Source organism: Grimontia indica (assembly GCF_000333895.2).
In the GTDB taxonomy this organism is placed as follows: domain Bacteria; phylum Pseudomonadota; class Gammaproteobacteria; order Enterobacterales; family Vibrionaceae; genus Enterovibrio; species Enterovibrio indicus.
Genome location: NZ_ANFM02000005.1, coordinates 25516 through 46550, shown reverse-complemented (window position 1 = coordinate 46550; position 21035 = coordinate 25516). Strand labels below are relative to the sequence as shown.

18 protein-coding genes are annotated in these 21035 nt (G+C 48.4%); 7 read left to right on the top strand and 11 right to left on the bottom strand.

The features are described 5' to 3' along the window. Positions 1 to 98: 98 nt before the first annotated feature. From D515_RS02350 to D515_RS02335, 4 genes are read right to left on the bottom strand one after another with little or no spacing between them, the layout of a single operon-like run. Positions 99 to 533: a type IV pilus modification PilV family protein gene (locus D515_RS02350; protein ID WP_039849513.1), complete on the bottom strand. Its 435-nt coding sequence runs from the start codon at positions 531 to 533 to the stop codon at positions 99 to 101. Further along, on the bottom strand, positions 523 to 1887 hold the full coding sequence (locus D515_RS02345; RefSeq protein ID WP_002535688.1) for a hypothetical protein: 1365 nt from the start codon (positions 1885 to 1887) through the stop codon (positions 523 to 525). Before D515_RS02345 ends, D515_RS02350 begins: the two co-directional genes overlap by 11 nt. Before the next feature lie 5 nt (positions 1888 to 1892). Further along, positions 1893 to 2549, bottom strand: coding sequence for a PilW family protein (locus D515_RS02340; protein WP_002535687.1), 657 nt, complete (start codon positions 2547 to 2549; stop codon positions 1893 to 1895). Beyond that, a complete protein-coding gene (locus D515_RS02335; RefSeq protein WP_039849509.1) occupies positions 2546 to 3085 on the bottom strand; it encodes a pilus assembly FimT family protein in 540 nt (179 codons plus the stop codon). Before D515_RS02335 ends, D515_RS02340 begins: the two co-directional genes overlap by 4 nt. A 91-nt stretch (positions 3086 to 3176) precedes the next feature. On the opposite strand from D515_RS02335, the gene D515_RS02330 reads away from it, so the two are divergent. After that, positions 3177 to 3629, top strand: a complete 453-nt coding sequence (locus D515_RS02330; protein WP_239643922.1) for a type IV pilin protein — start codon at positions 3177 to 3179, stop codon at positions 3627 to 3629. A gap of 46 nt (positions 3630 to 3675) precedes the next feature. Here the strand turns inward: D515_RS02330 and dnaJ are convergent, their stop codons facing one another. From dnaJ to grpE, 3 genes are all read right to left on the bottom strand, one after another. Continuing rightward, a complete protein-coding gene (gene dnaJ / locus D515_RS02325) occupies positions 3676 to 4815 on the bottom strand; it encodes a molecular chaperone DnaJ (protein WP_002535684.1) in 1140 nt (379 codons plus the stop codon). A gap of 174 nt (positions 4816 to 4989) precedes the next feature. Beyond that, positions 4990 to 6906: a molecular chaperone DnaK gene (dnaK, locus tag D515_RS02320; RefSeq protein WP_002535682.1), complete on the bottom strand. Its 1917-nt coding sequence runs from the start codon at positions 6904 to 6906 to the stop codon at positions 4990 to 4992. Between the two features lie 198 nt (positions 6907 to 7104). Further along, on the bottom strand, positions 7105 to 7710 hold the full coding sequence (gene grpE / locus D515_RS02315; RefSeq protein ID WP_002535681.1) for a nucleotide exchange factor GrpE: 606 nt from the start codon (positions 7708 to 7710) through the stop codon (positions 7105 to 7107). 184 nt (positions 7711 to 7894) lie between these two features. Between grpE and nadK the strand changes: the two genes are divergently transcribed. The 3 genes from nadK to bamE all read left to right on the top strand — a co-directional run bounded on the left by nadK (position 7895) and on the right by bamE (position 11128). Next, entirely contained in the window at positions 7895 to 8776 is an 882-nt protein-coding gene (gene nadK, locus D515_RS02310; RefSeq protein WP_002535679.1) for an NAD(+) kinase, read from the top strand. A 193-nt stretch (positions 8777 to 8969) separates the two neighbouring features. Further along, positions 8970 to 10637: a DNA repair protein RecN gene (recN, locus tag D515_RS02305; RefSeq protein WP_002535678.1), complete on the top strand. Its 1668-nt coding sequence runs from the start codon at positions 8970 to 8972 to the stop codon at positions 10635 to 10637. Positions 10638 to 10771: 134 nt separating this feature from the next. Next, positions 10772 to 11128: an outer membrane protein assembly factor BamE gene (gene bamE, locus D515_RS02300; protein WP_002535677.1), complete on the top strand. Its 357-nt coding sequence runs from the start codon at positions 10772 to 10774 to the stop codon at positions 11126 to 11128. Between the two features lie 80 nt (positions 11129 to 11208). Here the strand turns inward: bamE and phoU are convergent, their stop codons facing one another. The 4 genes from phoU to D515_RS02280 are packed head-to-tail and all read right to left on the bottom strand — an operon-like array spanning position 11209 to position 16629. Further along, a complete protein-coding gene (phoU, locus tag D515_RS02295) occupies positions 11209 to 11916 on the bottom strand; it encodes a phosphate signaling complex protein PhoU (RefSeq protein ID WP_039849517.1) in 708 nt (235 codons plus the stop codon). A 17-nt stretch (positions 11917 to 11933) separates the two neighbouring features. Next, positions 11934 to 12752 (bottom strand): phosphate ABC transporter ATP-binding protein PstB, encoded by an 819-nt coding sequence (pstB, locus tag D515_RS02290; protein ID WP_002535674.1) that lies wholly within the window; start codon positions 12750 to 12752, stop codon positions 11934 to 11936. A gap of 23 nt (positions 12753 to 12775) precedes the next feature. Next, entirely contained in the window at positions 12776 to 14422 is a 1647-nt protein-coding gene (gene pstA / locus D515_RS02285) for a phosphate ABC transporter permease PstA (protein WP_002535673.1), read from the bottom strand. A gap of 38 nt (positions 14423 to 14460) precedes the next feature. Then, positions 14461 to 16629, bottom strand: a complete 2169-nt coding sequence (locus D515_RS02280) for an ABC transporter permease subunit (protein ID WP_002535672.1) — start codon at positions 16627 to 16629, stop codon at positions 14461 to 14463. 242 nt (positions 16630 to 16871) lie between these two features. On the opposite strand from D515_RS02280, the gene D515_RS02275 reads away from it, so the two are divergent. Genes D515_RS02275 through ppx form a run of 3 tightly spaced genes read left to right on the top strand, consistent with a single transcriptional unit; the run spans position 16872 to position 20996 of the window. Beyond that, positions 16872 to 17381: a glycine cleavage system transcriptional repressor gene (locus D515_RS02275; RefSeq protein WP_002535670.1), complete on the top strand. Its 510-nt coding sequence runs from the start codon at positions 16872 to 16874 to the stop codon at positions 17379 to 17381. Positions 17382 to 17398: 17 nt separating this feature from the next. After that, positions 17399 to 19495, top strand: coding sequence for a polyphosphate kinase 1 (gene ppk1, locus D515_RS02270; RefSeq protein WP_002535669.1), 2097 nt, complete (start codon positions 17399 to 17401; stop codon positions 19493 to 19495). Continuing rightward, on the top strand, positions 19488 to 20996 hold the full coding sequence (gene ppx, locus D515_RS02265) for an exopolyphosphatase (RefSeq protein WP_002535668.1): 1509 nt from the start codon (positions 19488 to 19490) through the stop codon (positions 20994 to 20996). Before ppk1 ends, ppx begins: the two co-directional genes overlap by 8 nt. The last annotated feature ends 39 nt before the right edge of the window (positions 20997 to 21035 follow it).

Sequence of the window (21035 nt, the reverse complement as noted above, 5' to 3'; positions counted from 1 at the left end):
GAGCCGCTTGCCGTGTCGATGGGGCGCATTATAGGGAGGTCTCGGATTCTGGCAAGGGCTTTTTGCGAAAAAAATCACAAAAAACGATTAACCGTTCACTAATCCAGCAGGTTGGTGAATTTAGACACAGAAATCGGGAGAGAAAGGCTTTGAGCAGTGCCATTTCTGTCATTCCAGCTGACTTTAACATCCATTATCTTGGCATAGGTTGCGGCCACACCACCAGCTGGCGTGTGTTGAAGCGTTTTTGTGGGCGTCACTGAAAGACTATATAGAGAGCCTTCGTTCAGTGTTAGCTGACAGCTTTGAATGTTTTCTACCGTTTTGCCTTCGCAATCTGAACCTGTGGTATTCAATGTTTGCAGTAAAGCAATCTGAGACTCCGCAATTTGCTTTGCCTCAACAAACATAAGTGCGTTCGCCTTCTCGACTTCTAGGTGGCTATATAGCTTTAACGTTCCAACACCAGACAAAACAACGACCAATATAGCGATAAGCGTCTCGACAAGTGAAAAGCCTTTGTTAGAAGTCATGAATACTTCCTTTTACCAGCTTTGGCTCAGAGGGAAAGAATTCATCATCATCGATGCTTTCATCGTACCCTGGTTTGAAAGCGCCAAAGACCTTTGACGTTCCTTTTTCTACGTCCACAATGTAACTGCCTTTTGTTTCAAAGGAGCCATGGAATAGAAAAGGAAGATATTTCCAGTTATCCACTTCCATTCCTAATGCATCAGGCTCATTAAACAAATCACAAAAAGTTGCCATTGGACCCGATGTACAAGAAACGTTAGTTACCTTATTTCCTTCATCGTCAGTCGACTCGCTGACATCCAGCCATGAGTTTTGGAAGTCATTTCTTTCATGATTAAATTGAAAAATAGAACCATTGAAATTGGCCAAAGCACCGCTGTAGGCAATCACTCCATCTTTCACCACGATAAATACAGGATTGACACTATCGCTAGCCACTCCAGCCATATTGCAATCCCCATCGACCCAAACTGTTACCAATTTGCCTGGAGCGTGCCCTGCCCCCGCAACTATGCTATTTCTCTTATTCGTAATCGTCTTCCCACATAGCTCGACATTACTTTTTACTGTCTCTGTACCGTTACCATTGTCTATAGTCGTAGTACCCGAAGTACTGAACACTGCGTCAAAGTCATCCCTCACTTTTTCCCAGTTACTTTTGGGTTCTTGAAACTTATCTTTGAAGAGGTTCATATTGGGTTGCTGATACAAAATGTCAGACTCGAAGTCATTCATCTTTCGAGTTTTCGATGCGACAGTTGTACTGAAACCTTCTTTGCACTGCTCTAAATTGGTAGCCAGCAATTCTGATTGGAAAGTAGCGTTCGAGTCGCCGGTATCAATAGTAACGTCCCCACCAGCAACTATAGCTAAACACTCATAAATATTGATTTGCCCTTCCTTACCTACATGAGCCCCTTTGGCTGGTACCCAGGAGTTACCTCCCTCTATAACCAAGCTACCAGAAGTTTTGAAGGCAGATGCAGTCCCCCCGCCTCCACTGACCATAGCGCTATACGTTGCATAGCCTGAAGAAGACGTTAACAACCATGGACTTTCTGTACCAGAAAGCACAATTTGGCTGCCAGTCTTTTCTCTACAGTTGTCAGAAATAGTGGTTCCAAAACTTCCGTCACTTAGTGAAACTGCTGTCGGTCCATTCTGCTCAAACACAGAAATCGCACAGTCCAATCCGGCCTTTGCACTCGCTCTTTGCTTTGCATCCAAAATCTGGTTTTGCGTATTCTTAACGTCGGCTAGCCCAGAGTTCGCAACCGAAACCGCGAACAAAGCAACAATGAGCAAAATGCCGCTGACTACAGCGAGGGTTGCCATTCCTTTTTGACTGTTCATGCTTGTTAGCCATCCACATTCGGAAGTGATACGGTGAAATTCACGGTATCTTTGATTGAGCTATCATTTTTCAATGATGCAGTGATGGTCACATCAACCATTTGGGCCTTGTTGGTCGATGCGACTCCTTGTAGGAAAGTGCGTTTAAAAATAAGGCTCTCAATGACCAACCGGTCAAATGTCATATCTCGCCAATAGCCACTGTCACATTTCCAATTCGCTAACGCATCCCAGTTTTCGTAAACCTCGATTACCGAATTGTTTTTGCTATCCTTGCCTAATCGATATCCTTTAGCGTCATCTTTATTGATTGCTATAGCACCGGAACGTTTATCGTGGTTATAGGCAAACCGGATACATTCCCCGCCCTCAACCTTCGAAGCGCTGTCATCAATCAATACAGATGATGAAGCACCTGCCTCGTCATTCTTAATAAAAGGGTTCATCGACGTGCAGTCGTAGCAAAACCCTGCACGTGCTATCTCATTTTTCATCGTGTCTGCGACGATGTTTAATTGGGATCTCAGAAAGTCGTTTTGAAGTTGCTTGGTCCCAAATTCGGTATTGATGGTAAAAAGCGCCAGAGAGGAAGCCATGACAATCAAGCTGACGGTCACACCAACCATCATTTCTACCAGTGTATAACCGCGGGTACGTCTCATGATGGACACGATTCCCAACCGGTCACAGCGGTATTGCTACACCCTTTCAATCCGACATACCTGCGGATCATAATCCCTGATTCTTTGCCTGTTTCTTCTCCATGCGCTAGCTTCACCGTTTTGTCATTTGAAGGCATGCCGGATATAGGAGAGAAATAGAAAAGTTTTGCTGGATCTGTAAGTGCAGGCTCTTGGACATTAACCATCGCCCCTTTCTCCAAAATAACCTTCTGCAGACCTTCACTATCAGAACAGCTGAAGTTTGCGACTTCGGATTTTTCACTAAGCCCAATACACCCGTTATCCGTTGCACTTGAAGGAACATAGTGAACATAAATGTTGCGATGGCGCCTTAGAGACTCTGACTGTCCAACTTCCAGTACGGAAAGCAATTGGGAGGCCTTGCTTTCAACAACAGCCGCTTTGTGGGAAGAGACATAGGTTGGCACAGCTACCGCTGTGACGACTGCCAATACCGACACCGTCGTTATCATTTCAATTAAGCTAAATCCGCGCTGTAGATTCCAATATCTCACAACAAATTCCTTTAGCGTCCGCTGTACCTTGTTTCCATACTATCAACGGCGATACCGTAGGTCTCTGGAATAAAAATGGATTTTCCGCATAGTGAACCAAAAAATGACGCTGAGAACTAAGACATTACATCTAGGTATGACGTTGATCGAAATCTTGATTGCCGTGGCCATCATCGGTGCCATCACTACGATTGCGGTCCCAGCCGTGGGGGATTATTTGATTAAGTCAGAGCGCAGTAGAGTTCAGGTGGACTTGTATCAGTTACAGACCCACATCGAGCAAACTTTTACGTCAACAGGTAGCTACCCAACGAATACCACGTTAGTTTGCGCAAAATGCCAGGTTTCTGATGACTATGATTTCTCAATTACAATAGGCGGTTCTGGCAACAATGTTTACAAGATCCAAGCAAAACCCAAATCCACTTCTAGACAGGATAAAGATACTGACTGTCATACCATGGTCATTAATGCTGCATCAGAGCAGCTTAATTTCAAAAAAGATGCGAGTGCCATCTCTGACAACAGCAAATGCTGGATATAAAAAAACCGGCGAATTCGCCGGTTTTTCATTTTTCTCTCTCTGACTGTTAGCTGGTCAGATCGTCAAAGAATTTCTTCACGCCATCGAAGAAGCCTTCTGATTTAGGCTTGTGCTTTTTCGCGGCACTGCCACCCAGTGATTCTTCGAACTCACGCAACAATTCTTTTTGTTTGCTGCTGAGGTTAACCGGGGTTTCTACCACCAATTTACAGATCAGGTCGCCAAGGCCACCACCACGCACTGACTGCACCCCCTTGCCACGCATGCGGAACATACGGCCAGTTTGAGTTTCTGTCGGAACCTTCAGATTCACGCGTCCGTCCAGTGTTGGTACTTCTACTTCGCCGCCCAATGCTGCCATCGTAAAGCTTACTGGTACTTCGCAGTACAAGTTGTTGCCGTCACGGGTGAAGATGTGATGATCACGCACGTGTACCTGTACATACAAATCGCCGGCTGGTGCGCCAAATTCTCCGGCTTCACCTTCACCTGTTAGACGAATACGGTCACCCGTGTCTACGCCTGCAGGGATTTTCACGCTAAGGGTCTTGGTCTTCTGAACACGGCCTTGGCCATGACAGCTATCGCAAGGGTCTTTGATGATTTTGCCGCGACCGTGACAGGTTGGACAGGTTTGCTGTACAGCAAAGAAGCCTTGACGCATCTGCACTTGGCCTTGGCCGTGACAGGTTCCACACGTTTGTGGCGATGAGCCTGGTTTTGCACCACTGCCACCACATGGGTCACAGCTTACGTAAGTCGGGACATCAATCTCTTTGGTCACACCACGGACTGCTTCTTCTAAAGAAAGCTCCATGTTGTAGCGAAGGTCTGCGCCACGCTGGGCACGTGCCTGACCGCCACGGCGACCACCACCAAAGATGTCGCCAAACACGTCACCAAAGATATCGCTGAAGTCTGCGCCGCCACCGAAGCCACCGCCACCGCCCATTCCACCTTGTTCAAAGGCTGCATGGCCGTATTGGTCATAAGCTGCGCGTTTTTGATCGTCTGTGAGGATTTCGTACGCCAGCTTCACTTCTTTAAATTTCTCGGCTGCCGTTTCATCACCTGGGTTTTTATCCGGGTGGTACTTCATCGCAAGACGCTTGTACGCCTTTTTGATGTCACGCTCACTGGCGTCGCGGCTTACGCCAAGCACTTCATAAAAATCACGATTTGACATGTTTTGCTTGTCACCTGCTTCTATACCGGGCAAAAAAGTTAGCCCCGTATCATACAACTACGGGCGAAGGAGAAAATCCTCCTGCGCCCGTGCGAAATAAAAATGGTTAAATCTTTCGATTCAGGTCTTGCTGCTTTTCAGTCGCAAGACCTGCTTCTGGGATGTTATCCAGTCTTATTTTTTGTCGTCTTTTACTTCTTCAAACTCAGCATCAACAACGTCGTCGTCTTGCTTAGTTTGCTCTGCACCGGCGTCTTGAGCTTGCGCAGCTTGTGCTTGCTGCTGAGCCACTTCCATCAGCTTCTGAGATGCTGCGATCAGTGCCTGCACTTTTGCGTCGATAGCTTCTTTATCTTCGCCTTTACGTGCTTCTTCCAGCTCGCTGATTGCTGCTTCGATCTTCTCTTTCTCGTCAGCTGGCAGTGCGTCGCCTGCTTCTTCGATTTGCTTGCGAGTACCGTGAACCATTTGGTCAGCTTGGTTGCGCGCAGACGCCAGTTCTTCGAACTTCTTGTCTGCTTCTTTGTTCGCTTCCGCTTCCTGAACCATTTTCTCGATTTCGTCGTCGCTCAGACCGCCCGATGCCTGGATAGTGATCTTCTGCTCTTTACCTGTGCTCTTGTCTTTCGCAGATACGTGCAGGATACCGTCAGCATCCAGGTCGAAGATAACTTCGATTTGTGGCATGCCACGTGGTGCTGGGTTGATGCCTTCCAGGTTGAATTGACCCAGAGACTTGTTGTACGTCGCCTGCTTACGCTCACCTTGCAGTACGTGAATCGTTACTGCACTTTGGTTGTCTTCAGCAGTAGAGAACACTTGGTTCGCCTTAGTAGGGATAGTGGTGTTCTTCTCGATGAGCTTAGTCATCACGCCGCCCATGGTTTCGATACCCAGAGACAGTGGCGTTACGTCCAGCAGCAGAACGTCTTTCACGTCACCTGCCAGTACACCGCCCTGAACCGCTGCACCAACTGCAACTGCTTCGTCAGGGTTCACGTCTTTACGTGCTTCTTTACCAAAGAATTCAGCAACTTTCGCTTGAACCATTGGCATACGAGTCTGACCACCAACCAGGATTACGTCGTTGATGTCGTTTACAGACAGGTCTGCGTCAGCCAGTGCAACTTTCAGTGGCTCCAGTGAACGTTGAACCAGATCTTCAACCAGTGACTCCAGCTTCGCACGGGTCACTTTAACGTTCATGTGCTTAGGACCAGTCGCATCTGCAGTGATGTATGGCAGGTTCACGTCAGTTTGCTGTGCAGAAGACAGTTCAATCTTCGCTTTCTCAGCTGCTTCTTTCAGACGCTGCATTGCCAGTGGATCTTTACGCAGGTCGATGCCTTGGTCTTTTTTGAACTCGTCAACCAGGTAGTTGATCATGCGGTTATCGAAGTCTTCACCACCCAGGTGAGTATCACCGTTGGTTGCCAGTACTTCGAACGTCTTCTCGCCGTCAACTTCGTCAATCTCGATGATAGAGATATCGAAAGTACCACCACCCAGGTCGTAAACTGCGATAGTGCGGTCACCACCTTGCTTGTCCAGGCCGTAAGCCAGTGCAGCAGCAGTTGGTTCGTTGATAATACGTTTAACTTCCAGACCCGCGATGCGGCCAGCGTCTTTAGTCGCCTGGCGCTGTGCGTCGTTGAAGTACGCAGGTACTGTGATAACTGCGCCAGTTACTTCTTCACCCAGGAAGTCTTCTGCAGTTTTCTTCATTTTCTTCAGGACTTCAGCTGAAACCTGAGGAGCTGCCATTTTCTGGCCTTTAGCTTCTACCCATGCATCGCCGTTGTCAGCCTTAACGATTTTGTAAGGCATGATTTCGATATCACGCTGAACTTCTTCGTCTTCGAAGCGACGACCGATCAGTCGTTTGATTGCAAACAGCGTGTTTTCTGGGTTGGTCACTGCCTGACGTTTTGCTGGCTGACCTACCAGAGTTTCACCGTCCTGGGTGTACGCGATGATTGATGGCGTTGTGCGATCGCCCTCTGCGTTTTCGATTACGCGTGGCTTGTCACCGTCCAGTACTGCTACACATGAGTTGGTAGTACCCAAGTCGATACCAATGATCTTACCCATTTGGTTTTCTCCGAAAATTCGTCTTACGTCTATGTTGCGTTAACCCATATATGGGGGTCGCGGTTTAGGGTTCAACCCTGCACAAGAAAAATTTTTAAATTTTCTTTTTGATGCACCTTAAATAAGGGCGACTTATTGGCTTTCAAGGCCTGAAATGAAAAAAACCCGCAAAAAGCGGGTTTTTCCTTAAATTCGGTCTTATGCCTGCTCGTTCACGTTACCAGCAGCGGCTTTTGAAACCATTACCATGGCAGGACGAACAACACGACCATTCAGTTCATAGCCTTTCTGCATAACGAACATCACAGTATTTGGCTCGTGATCTGCGCTTTCCTGAATAGACATTGCCTGATGGAATTCTGGATTGAACGGTTCGCCGTGTGGGTTCAGCTCTTTCAGGCCGAACTTTTCCACTGCATCTTTCATGGTCTTCAGCGTTAGCTCAACGCCTTCGATCATCGGCTTGAGGGCGTCATTTTCTTTGTCCGCCATCTCTACTGCGCGTTCCATGTTGTCGATAACAGGAAGCAGTTCATTCGCGAAACGCTCCAGAGCAAACTTACGTGCTTTGTCGATTTCCTGCTCGGTACGACGACGCATATTTTCAATATCCGCACGTGCGCGCAGTACGCTGTCTTGTTGCTCTTTCACTGTCGCTTCACTTGCTTCAAGTGCAGCTTCAAGCTCAGTGATCCGGCTAATCATTGCATCAGTTTCAGCATCAAGGGCATTTTCTTCAGCCTGTGCTTCCACTGCTTCGTTTTGCAATTCTTCTTCCTGGATCTTGTTTTCTTCTTTGCTCATGCTCTCTCCGACACAATACACTGTGTTGAACCCCAAAAATCTCAAGGATTGGGGCATCAATCTCGACGGTTTTGCTTATTATGGGGATGAATGGTCACGTTTCAAGGTGTCTCTTGCCGCAATGCACGACAAGTGTAGGGCAATCACTTATACTCAAGCCACTAAACTGTGCAGGATCAATAAGATGTCAAAGCGTTTTAACACTATAGCTTTGGTAGGAAAACCGCGAAATCCAGAAGCGGTAGCAACCCATGAAAGCCTGTATCACTGGCTGACCCAACAGGGTTACCGCACATTGGTCGACAATCGTCTCGACAATTACCTCGATATTCCCGCTGATGATTTCCACGACTTGCTTTCGCTGGGCGCAAAAGCCGATTTGGCGATTGTGATTGGTGGTGATGGAAATATGCTTGGCGCAGCCCGTGTCCTTTCCCGTTTTGATATTTCCGTTATCGGTGTCAACCGGGGCAACCTCGGCTTTTTGACCGATCTCGACCCAGATGAATATGAAGATGCCCTGACGTCAGTATTGTCCGGTGAGTACATAGAAGATCACCGCTTCCTGCTTGAAGCAGAGGTGCACCGTCACGGTCAGGTGAAAAGCCATAACGCGGCGCTTAACGAAGCAGTGCTTCACCCTGGGCAAGTCGCCCACATGATCGAATTTGAAGTCTATATCGACGATAACTTCGCTTTCTCCCAACGTTCCGACGGCATTATCATTTCGACGCCAACAGGCTCAACGGCTTACAGCCTTTCCGGTGGTGGTCCTATCCTGTCACCGAGCATTGATGCGATTTCACTCGTTCCTATGTTCCCGCATACGCTGTCGAGCCGTCCTTTGGTCGTCGACGCTAAACGGCATATTAAGCTAGTGGTTTCACCGGATAACGGCAGCACCTTGGAAGTCAGTTGTGACAGTCAGGTCTCTTTGCCTGTTAATCCAGGGGATGAAGTACATATCTACAGAAGCCCTTCACTGTTGAAGCTTATCCATCCTAAAAATTACAGTTACTACAAAACGTTGCGAACCAAATTGGGTTGGTCGAGCAAACTCTTCTGATAAAGCAGGAAAGAACATTGTTTATGAAAAGAGTGGCTTAGGCTGCTCTTTTTTATTTTCATCACTCTCATTGCTCGTTTTTTAATCCGCATCACAATTTCATCGCGAATTCATACCTGATCATCTTTACTGTATACAAACACAGTATATACTGTATAAAACAACAGGTGTCGATAAACACAGGTATAGGCTCATGCTGGCACACATCACAATTCAAAACTTTGCCATTGTTAAAGCACTCGAACTCGACTTCCAACAGGGAATGACCACCATTACCGGCGAGACCGGTGCAGGTAAATCCATCGCTATTGATGCTCTGGGTTTGTGTCTGGGCGATCGCGCGGATGCCTCCATGGTTCGCCCTGGAGAGGAAAAAGCAGAGATCGTGGTGCTCTTCCAACTACAGAACAATCCTGCCGCGAGACGCTGGCTGGAAGACAATGAGTTGGTCGATGGTGATGAGTGCATTCTGCGACGTGTTATCACCAAAGAGGGCCGTTCACGCGCCTTCATTAATGGCAGCCCTGTACCTGCCTCCCAGCAAAAAGCACTGGGGCAACACCTTATCAATATTCATGGTCAGCACGCCCATCAGCTTTTGATGAAAAACGATTACCAACTGACATTGCTCGACCAATATGCTGGTCATCAAAACCTGCTCGCCATAATGCGCCAGCGTTATCAAGACTGGCGTGCCGCACGAAACGAGCTCAAACAGCTAGAAAAGAACAAAGAAGCGTTCGAAGCCCAACGCCAGCTTTTGGAATACCAGGTAAATGAGCTCAATGAACTGGCGTTAGGTGAAACCGAATATCCAGAGCTGGAAGCGGAGCACAAGCGCCTTTCCAACTGTGGCGACATTGCGATTTGCAGCCAAAGTGTCCTGCAGGCATTAAGTGAAGATGATGAAAACAACGCGATGCAGTTGCTGCAGTTTGCCCAGCAGAAGCTTGCCGAACTCGCTGCGATGGACAGCCGTTTTAACGATCTAACACAGATGCTGGACGAAGCTTGTATTCAAGTTCAGGAAACCAGCCACGAGATCTCAAGCTATATGGATAGCCTGGATATGGATCCTGCGCGCCTGAGCTATTTGGATGAGCGCATGGCGACCATAATGCGTCTTTCACGTAAACATCAGGTTTCTCCTGAAGAGCTTTTCACTTCCCATCAGTCTCTGGTAAATGAGCTTGAAAACCTCAATGACAGCGATAACCAGATTGAACAGCTTGCCGCTCAAGTCGAACTGAAGCACCAAGCTTGTCTTGCAGCAGCAGAAAAACTCAGTAAGAGCCGTAAGCGTTATGCCAAAGAGCTGGATAAGCTGATTTCTGCCAGCATGCATGAGCTCAGTATGCAAAACGGCAAATTCCATATTGCACTGGATAGCCAGCCAGAAAGTCATTTGTCACCGCTGGGCTTCGACAGTATCGAGCTTTTGGTTTCCACCAACCCAGGTCAGCCAATGCAAGCATTGGGGCGCGTAGCATCCGGTGGTGAGCTTTCCCGTATTTCTTTGGCAATTCAGGTTATTACTGCACAGAAAGTGGATACACCAAGCCTTATCTTCGATGAAGTGGATGTGGGTATCAGTGGGCCAACAGCTGCCATTGTCGGCAAACTGCTTCGCAAGCTAGGTGAGTCAACCCAAGTAATGTGTGTGACGCACTTGCCGCAAGTTGCCGGCTGTGGTCATCAGCAAATGTTCGTGGCGAAAGCCAGCGAGAAAGGGAAAACCACCACCAGCATGATCCCGCTGGATACTCAGTCCCGCGTTCAGGAACTGGCGCGACTGCTCGGTGGCAGCGAAATTACTGAGCACACACTCGCCAACGCTAAAGAGCTGCTTATTGCGGCATAGAGGCTCTTAGCCTAAAGAGAAAGAAACTTTTCCCTAATAGCACGGTCGAACAAGCAAGTTGAGACAAGAGTTTTTTACTTCTCTCACTTGCTTGTTTATCATCGTCCCCTATTTTGGAAATGAAGTAAGAAGTCATGCGTTGGAAACACATCGTTGCGGCATCCCTTGTTCTGGCTAGCCTCTCAGGCTGTTCTTGGGTTAACAAGCTGGTTTATCGCATAGATATTAATCAGGGAAATTACATCGACCAAACCGCGGTCGAAGAGCTCAAATTTGGCATGACCAAAGAGCAGGTTAAGTTCTTACTTGGTCCACCTATGTTGGTTGAATCCGGCTATCCAAATACTTGGTATTTTGTTCAATATCTGAAGCCTGGACATGACGAACCAGAACAGAAAGAACTGGTTCTTTCTTTCGACGACAACGGTCAGTTGGTTGGCATGAAAGGTGACTATCAGCCAGGTACTGGATTTTTCGAAGCCGTTCGTTAATTTGATGCCTAAATGCCAGAATAAAAAACCCGCTAATTGCGGGTTTTTTTATTGTCTTTGTACTCTAATTTCCTAAAGCGCTATTTCAGCATTTTTTCCAACTGTTCTTTGTTGGTATGGCGGATGTCTTTACCTTTCACAAAGTAAATGATGTATTCGCAGATGTTCTGGCACCTGTCACCCACCCGCTCAATCGCGCGAGCAGACCACATCACTTTAAGAACATTAGGAATAGAGCGCGGATCTTCCATCATGTAAGTCATCAACTGACGTATAATCGCTTCGTACTCTTTATCCAGATGGTCGTCGCTGTGGTAAACCTTCATTGCCGCATCCACGTCCATGCGCGCAAACGCATCCAGCACATCATGCAGCATACGTGCAGCTTTGTGGCCCAGGTTTTCCAGTGACACCAAAAACGGCTGTTGATGATTGGAAAAATTATCCAACGCCATCTTCGCAATACTGTCCGCGACATCACCAATACGTTCAAGGTCGGTAATGGTTTTAATAATCGCAATCACCAAACGCAAATCACCTGCTGTAGGCTGGCGTTTTGCAATGATTCGGGTACAGGCTTCATCGATAGCGACTTCCATCGAGTTGACCTTATGGTCTTCGCGGATCACCTGTTTTGCCAGCTCTACATCTTGATAATGCATCGCACGCAAAGCGTCAGTCAGCTGTCGCTCTACCAATCCACCCATCGCGAGCACATGGGTGCGGATAGCTTCCAGTTCAGCATTAAACTGACCCGAAATATGGCGGCTGATATTTTGGTTATCCATCATTTGCGTGCAATTCCTTAGCCGTATCGGCCAGTGATATAGTCTTCAGTTTGCTTGTTTTTCGGTGTGGTAAACAGCGTATCTGTATCGGCGTATTCTACCAGTTTACCTAGGTTGATAAAGGCAGTTTGATCAGATACACGCGCAGCTTGTTGCATATTATGGGTAACGATCACCACAGTATATTTACGTTTAAGATCGTTGATGAGTTCTTCAATCGTCAGCGTGGAGATCGGATCCAGTGCCGATGTGGGCTCATCAAGCAAAAGGACTTCTGGCTCAATGGCGATAGCGCGCGCTATCACCAATCGTTGTTGCTGGCCGCCAGACAAACCAAACGCGTTGTCATGAAGGCGATCTTTCACCTCATCCCATAACGCTGCCGCTCGAAGCGAACGTTCAACCGCGTCGTCCAGCGTACGTATGTTTTTCACGCCTTGCAGTCGCAATCCGTAGATAACATTTTCGTAGATAGACTTTGGAAAAGGATTCGGTCGTTGGAACACCATGCCCACCTGACGGCGAAGTGCTGGCACATCCACCGTTTCATCATAGACATTGGTGCCATGAAGCAGAATTTCCCCCTCTACCTTACAGCCATCCACCAAGTCATTCATACGATTGATGCAGCGAAGCAGTGTAGATTTCCCACAACCGGAAGGGCCGATAAACGCCGTGACCTTACCTTTAGGAATACGCATATTAATATCGAACAATGCCTGAGAATTGCCGTAATGGAGATTCAAATTCTGGATAACCAGCGCCGTCTGCTCATCTGGAAGCGATGACAGATCGACAGGTCCCGGTAATCCAATGTTGGCATTGATAGATATCATTTCGTCGCGATGTCCTCTAACGCTTAAATTTCTTGTTCCAGCGCGCGGTACTTTTCGCGCAGGTGGTTTCGGATGGTGATAGCCGCCAGATTCAGACTGACAATCACAGTGACCAACAGCAAGGATGTGGCGTAAACCAACGGCCTCGCCGCTTCAATATTCGGGCTTTGGAAACCCACATCGTAAACGTGGTAACCAAGGTGCATGAACTTTCTGTCTAAATGCAGGAACGGGAAGTTTCCATCGAGTGGCAGACTCGGTGCCACCTTTACTACACCTACCAGCATAAGGGGGGCCACTTCACCCGCTGCGCGGGCGATAGCCAGAATCAGTCCCGTCATAATAGCAGGACTCGCCATAGGTAAAACTATACGCCAAAGCGTCTCAGCCTGTGTGGCGCCAAGTGCCATAGACCCGTGACGCACAGAGGTCGGGATTCGAGCCAAGCCTTCTTCTGTTGACACAATCACCACAGGCAACGTCAGGATTGCCAGCGTCAACGACGACCACAATATCCCTGGCGTGCCGAACGTTGGGTTAGGCAGTGTCTCGGAGTAAAACAGTGAGTCGATACTGCCGCCGACGAAGTAAACAAAAAAGCCCAGGCCAAATACGCCATAAACGATTGAGGGCACACCTGCCAGATTCACCACCGCAATGCGGATCACGCGGGTGAAAGCATTCTTTCCGGCATATTCATGAAGGTAGACAGCCGCCAACACGCCGAGCGGGGTCACCATAATGGACATCAATAGCACCATCAGCACTGTGCCGAAAATAGCAGGAAAAACACCGCCCTCTGAATTGGCTTCCCGCGGATTATCTCTCACGAAGTTGGCAATCTGACTTGCCCAATGCAGCACCTTCTCAAACCCGCTCATGTCATTGGGATACCAAAGCCCGAGCACATTATTGAGTGCGATGCGGACATTGTTACCGTAGCGGTCTTTAACAATCAGGCTGTCCAGAGACAAATCCGCGCGGCGTTGCATTAAGACTTCTTCTAGAGATTGATAACGAAACGCCAAAGTGTCGATGCCATCCTGAACTTTCTCTGGCACCGCCTTACCATTGCTAAGGTAGGAGGCTTTCTCTTTTTTCAGTGCCGTGAGCTGGTAGTTCACCTTCTCTATTTCGCGTTGCTCGATGGCTGTGATTTCGCTACGCCGCTTTTCCGCCAACGCGATTTTTTCTTCAAAGAATGCATAGTTTGGTGAGGATGTGGTGACTTTTCCTTGGTCTAGGTATCCCACAGGAACACCATAGAAATCGCCATTTTCGATCCGTTCAATCACAGCAATATTGGGGTTGGCTACCTGCGACAGGATGTTTTGCTCAAGCACCGAAATAAAATCATGCGCTTCCCGTTCACGGTTGGCCACCTTTATCAGCAGTCTCTGATGCTCTTCCTGATTTGGCTCTTTGAGTACAACACCCGCCTCTTGTAACTGACGTGAAGAGATTGTCTCGACACCATAAATCTGACCAAATACCGTCTCTTCACCAAACGGAGTTTCAATCTTGAACTCGTAAACCGGAGCTGGCCAGAAGTACGCCAGACCTTTCCAGCCAATCAACAACATCACGCCCAGCACAGCAATCAAACAGAGGCTGACCATGCCTGCAGTCATCCACACCCAAGGAGAGCTGCTGTTTAAACGCTTAAGCATAAACAGACTCCAGATGGATTGAATTGAAGGCTAACGCTTTACAACGCACGGTACTTCTCTCTCAACTGCTGGCGAACAAATTCCGCCACAGTGTTAAATAGGAACGTAAATGAAAACAGAATAAAGGCTGTCAGGAACAACACGCGATAGTGAGAGCTTCCCACTTCAGATTCCGGCATTTCCACCGCAATGTTCGCTGACAAAGTTCGCAACCCCTCAAACGGGTTCCATTCCATTAATGGCGTATTTCCCGTCGCCATCAATACAATCATGGTTTCGCCCACAGCGCGGCCAAGTCCCATCATCACCGCAGAGAAAATGCCTGGGCTTGCGGTCAGCAACACAACGCGTGTCAGCGTCTGCCAATGGGTCGCACCTAACGCCAGTGATCCATTGGTCAGGTGACTGGGCACTGAAAAAATCGCATCTTCCGCAATGGTAAAAATAGTCGGGATCACCGCAAAACCCATCGCCAAGCCCACCACAATGGCATTGCGCTGATCGAAATTCACGCCCAATACGTCAGTCACAAACACCCGACTGTCCCCTCCCATAAAGGTATCTTCCACCCAGGGGCCAAGAGCAAATGCGAGATATCCCAACACCAGAATCAGTGGCACCAGCACAAACAAATGACCACCTGGTGGCAGTTTCTTGCGCACGGAGCGTGGCAGCGCCGTCCAGACGAATGCGGTCAACAGGAAGGAAACCGGCATGGCGACGAAAATCAGAAAGACTGCGGGTAAATGGGTTTCAACGATAGGCGCCAGCCACAATCCGGCTAAAAAACCCAAGATAACCGTTGGCAAAGCTTCCATGATTTCGATAGTGGGTTTCACCACCTTACGAAGACCAGACGGCATGAAATACGCAGTATAAATCGCACCACCGACCGCGAGTGGAATCGCAAAGAGCAGCGCGTAAGCTGCCACTTTAATCGTACCGAATACCACAGGAACGACACTCAGCTTGCCTTCAAAAGACTCGCTGCCAGACGTGGATTGCCAAACAAACTCCGGTTCTCCATAGCCTTCATACCATATGCGATTCCACAATGAACGGACGTTGACTTCAGGGTGAGGATTATCAACATTCAACAATGTCAGGGTATCGCCCTTCTCCACCAACAGACGATCTGCCCGAGGTGAGAAACCCAAGGTGTCAATTTGGCCAGCTATTTCGGGCAACTCAAAGTTGTCACGTATTTCACTTGGCGCATGCCAAAGCGTCAGGTCACCGCTCGGCGTCAGATTGGCGAATACATTGCGATGAGGCTCCACGGCAAGGAAGCCACCTTGAGTGTCAAACTCACGCACCATGGTCAGCGAACGCTCACCAGACTTCACCACATCAAACCACTGCGTCAGTCTGCCATCATCCAGACGCACCATCAGCGAATGTCCACCAGCCAGCAATGTCATAGACTCTGGCATCGCGCCGGTCACGAGTTCAATGTCCACTGACTCGCGCAAATCGATTCTACGATCTGACACCGAATACACATTGAGCTCATTACCGACCATCTCAAACAACTTCTGACCCCGGGGCGCAATCAGCACGCTGGCGTCTGTGCTTGTCGGGACAGCAGCATGCAGTATTTCATTGCCATCGCGCTCGATAACAATGTTCAGCCAGTCTCCTGCCACACCTGCAACAACGCGGTCATTGTGACGTTTGGCAAAGGAAAGACTGGAAATCGGTAGGCCATTGCTGAGTTTTACAGAACCCATACGCTGGAGATCCGGCGTGAAGGTTCTTTTTCCGTCTGCATAGTGAGACAAAAAGCGCAGGCGCTGAAAACTCACAGAGCCATCTTCAAGCCCATAGGCGCTAACACCTGCATAAGGTTGAGGTGCGTAAAAGCTGCTTGGAAATTCAGCGAGCTTCTCACGGGAAACCAACTGCCCTTTTCCACTCAAAGAGAAGATGGATAGAAACCCATCATCGGAATAGCGGAAGCCAAGTTGATTGTTGTCATCCATGCCAAGCTGGACGGCAGGGCTTTCAAAGCCGAGGTCGAAGGTGCCTTCAAGCGTGACCGACGGGCTTTTGAACAGGGGGAGAACCACATACGCGAGGTAGAAGAATATCAACAGCAATGCCAACAAAACAGCAATGCCACCTCCCTTCACGGATAGGCGCGCAAGTCTGTCTTTGAAACGCCGCCGGGAGTCTCCCTGAGTCAGCGCATGTGTGGCGTTTGCCATTGGTACCTCATATTTTGGTTAAGCGGCTCATAATATTTCTTTTTGATGACATAAATGTGACAGTCGAAAAATCAAGACAAGTTAAGCCCATGAAATAAAAGTGTAATAAAACATGTTTAGCCTCCCCTAACGTTGATGTGAGGCACAGTTCGGAGGTGCCTGCTTCGTCGAGGGGTAGACAGGGTTTTAAAACCGCCTTAATAATGACCTTTCCCCTCCGCTGTTGACGCAAAGGATCGACCATGAAGCAGTTAGTTATCACCCTCATCGGCACGGATCGCTCAGGTCTGGTAGAAACACTCTCCGACACCGTATTCCAGCATCACGGAAGCTGGCAAGCCAGTAGCCTTAGTAAACTTGCGGGCAAGTTCGCTGGTATTGTTCAGATTGATATTAAAGAAGAAAATGTCAAAGCGCTGACAGACGCGCTAAATAACATTCCTGATCTTAACGTTCTTATCGCAGAAGCTGCACATCAAGCAGAAACTGATACAACAACGCATACCCTGTCTGTTACAGGCAACGATCGCCCTGGCATTGTTCAGGAAGTGACAAGGGAAATCGCCAAGTTTGGTATCAACATCAACAATCTGGAAACCAATGCAGAAAGCGCAGCCAACTTTGGTGGCGTGATATTTAAAGCTGAGTTTGATCTCGACATCGCCAACAACATCTCGCTGGATGACCTTGGTACAGCTCTTGAAGGGCTGTCAGATGACCTGATCGTGGAGTTTGACGAAAGCGACATTTAATTAAGGAAAGGGGAAAAATGAGCGCGGATACGCTTTACGTAGACAAAGAGTTAAGTTGGCTGTCTTTTAACGAAAGGGTACTTCAGGAAGCTGCAGACAAAAACGTTCCTATCATCGAACGTGTGCGATTTCTCGGTATCTTTTCCAGCAATCTGGATGAGTTCTATCAAGTCCGTTTTGCTGACGTAAAGCGCCGTATCCTGATCAACGAGGAGCAAGGTGGCGACAGTAAAGCCAAGGAGCTCCTCAATAAAATTCAGGACAAGGTTCTCAAGCTCAACCAGGATTTCGACCACCTTTATAACGACATTTTACTCGAAATGGCACGTCGCCATATTTTTCTGGTTAACGAGCGACAACTGACGGAATACCAACAAAACTGGTTGAAAAGACATTTCGTCAGTAATCTGCTTCCGCACATCACCCCTATCATTCTCACCGACGACATGGACGTGCTCTCTTTCCTTAAAGATGCGTACTCTTACCTTGCCGTTGAAATGAAAAAAGAAGGCCAGCCTAACCGCTACGCACTGATTGAGATCCCAACGGACGAAATAGAGCGCTTTATCAAGGTGCCGGAGCCAAAGGGGAAGCGCCGCCGCAAGACCATCATCCTGCTCGATAACATCATTCGTTTATGTCTCGATGAGATTTTCAGTGGTTTCTTTGATTACGACAGTGTCGAAGCTTATGCCATGAAAATGACCCGTGATGCGGAATACGACCTCACCAATGAGGTTGACCACAGCCTGCTAGAAAACATGTCAGACAGCCTGGATCAGCGCTTAACTGCCCTTCCGGTCCGATTTGTTTATCAAAGGGACATGCCACAGGATATGGTAAAACATATCCTCAGCATGCTGAGGATCTCCGATTACGACAGCGTACTTCCCGGCGCCCGTTATCATAATTTTAAAGACTTTATCGGCTTCCCGAATGTCGGGATGAAATATCTGGAAAACCCTCCGCTACCGCCGATTGAATCTGCCGACTTCACCACCAACGCCAATGCATTTGACGCTATTCGTCAGCGTGATGTGCTGCTCTACTATCCCTACCACACTTTCCGACATATGACGGAACTGGTGCGTCAGGCGTCTTTTGACCCAAAAGTGCGCAGCATCCGCATCAATATTTATCGCGTGGCGAAAAACAGCCGCATCATCAACTCCATGATTGATGCTGCCAACAACGGCAAGCGCGTCACGGTTGTGGTAGAGCTTCAAGCGAGATTCGACGAAGAAGCCAATATCGAATGGGCGCGCGTACTGACCGACGCTGGCGTAAAAGTGGTATTCGGTACACCAGGGCTAAAAATTCACTCTAAGCTTTGCCTCATCACTCGTCGTGAAGACGATGGCTTACGCGAGTATGCCCACATAGGTACCGGTAACTTCCACGAAAAAACCGCGCGTATCTATACCGACTTCTCGCTGTTTACCGCAGATAAATCGATCACCACGGAAGTACGTAAGGTATTCAACTTTATCGAGAACCCATACAAACCAGTAAAATTCTCTCACCTGATTGTATCGCCGCGTAACTCGCGCACGCGCATTTATCGTTTGATCGAACGTGAAATCGAACATGCCAAGAACCGCAGGAAAGCGGGCATCACCTTGAAGGTGAACAATCTGGTGGACAAAGGCTTGGTGGACTTGCTCTACAAGGCGAGCAATGAAGGCGTAAAAATTCGCATGATTGTGCGTGGTATGTGTTCGCTTATCCCGGGTGTGAGAGGTCTTAGCCACAACATCAAAGCCATCAGTATTGTAGACCGTTTCCTTGAGCATCCACGTGTATTCGCGTTTGAGAATGGCGGCGATCGCGACGTTTACATTTCATCGGCAGACTGGATGACCCGTAATATCGATAACCGCATCGAAGTGGGTGCGCCTATCAAAGATGAGCGCCTTAAACAGCGCATCATGGACATTCTCGAACTTCAATTTGCAGACCGCGCCAAAGCACGTGTAATTGATAAAGACATGTCCAACGCTTACGTGAAACGCGGAAATCGCAAAAAAGTACGTTCACAAATCGAAATTTACGATTACCTTAAACAAGTAGAACGTACAGAAAAACGGCAAGCGAGCAAACAAAAGAATGAATGACACGACCCCGGCTGAAAAGCCAAGGGAAATCGCCGCAATAGATTTAGGTTCCAACAGCTTCCACATGGTCGTTGCCCGCGTCGTCGGGCAAGGCCTTCAAATCATCAGCCGCCACAAACAACGTGTGCGGCTGGCTTCAGGACTCGACGATTACCTCAACCTCGATAACGCCGCTATCAACCGCGGAGTGGAATGTTTGGCCATGTTCGCGGAGCGCCTTCAAGGCTTCGATGAAGCAAACGTCCGCGTTGCGGCAACATTTACCCTGCGTGAAGCGAAAAACAGTCATATTTTTGTGCAGCGGGCCCGCAATGTCTTCCCCTATCCGATAGAGATCATCCCCGGCGTCGAAGAAGCCCGTTTGATTTACCTTGGTGTTAGCCACACCCAGCCAGGTGATGGCCGAAAACTGGTGGTAGACATTGGTGGGGGCAGCACTGAGCTTGTTATTGGCAAAGGTTTTAGTCCAACACTCACCAACAGTAAACATATGGGTTGTGTCAGCTATAACCATCGCTTTTTCAAAGATGGACAAATTTCTATCAAACGCTTTGCTCAAGCCCAGCTCGCGGCAGAGCTGAAGTTAGAAAGCATCGCCAAACAGTACAAGGATTGCGGCTGGGGAGAAGCCGTAGGTTCCTCTGGCACCATCAAAGCTATTCGTGAAGTCTTGATTGCCAGTGGGCACGACGATGGCATCATCACCCGTAAGCGGTTGGATGGCTTAATTGAACAGGTACTGCAGGTGAAGTCGGCCAGCGAGCTGAAACTGCCCGGATTAACGGAAGACAGACAACCTGTATTTGCCGCGGGTCTTGCGATTCTCTCCGGCGTGTTTCACGCACTGAGCATTGAGAAGATGGTGTATTCCGATGGCGCGCTTCGTGAAGGCCTTTTGTACGAAATGGAAGACCGTTTCCAACAAAGCGATATACGGAGCCGCACCGCAGCAGACCTCGCAGAGCGCTATCATATCGACCGGCAACACGCAGAAAACGTCCAGCAAACTGCAGAGAGTTTTTATCTCCAGGCAGAGCCAAAACTTGGCACAAAAAAAGCCGAACTTGCCATATTGCTAAGCTGGGCAGCGCTGCTGCACGAAGTTGGATTAAGCATCTCGCACTCCGGTTTCCACAAACACTCGGCGTATATTCTGCAAAACACCAATCTACCCGGCTTTAACCAAGAGCAGCAAACCGTGCTGGCAACCCTCACCCGCTTCCACCGTAAAGCGTTGAAACTTGAAGAAATGCCAGAATTCACTCTGTTCAAGGCCAAGCAAATTTATCCGCTTATCCGCTCTTTAAGGTTGGCTTGTGTGTTGAATGTGCAGCGCAGTGGTGAACCCATGCCCGAGGTAAAGCTCGACGCTAAGGATGACAGTTGGTCACTCACGTTCCCTGAGAACTGGCTAAGCCAGAACAAGTTATTGGCTGCCGACTTGGAAGTAGAAAAGAACCTTTGGGATTCAGTGGGCTGGAAACTGTTGGTTAATGATTAATACCAATCGTAGTAAATATCTGCTCATCCTAGCTTGTTA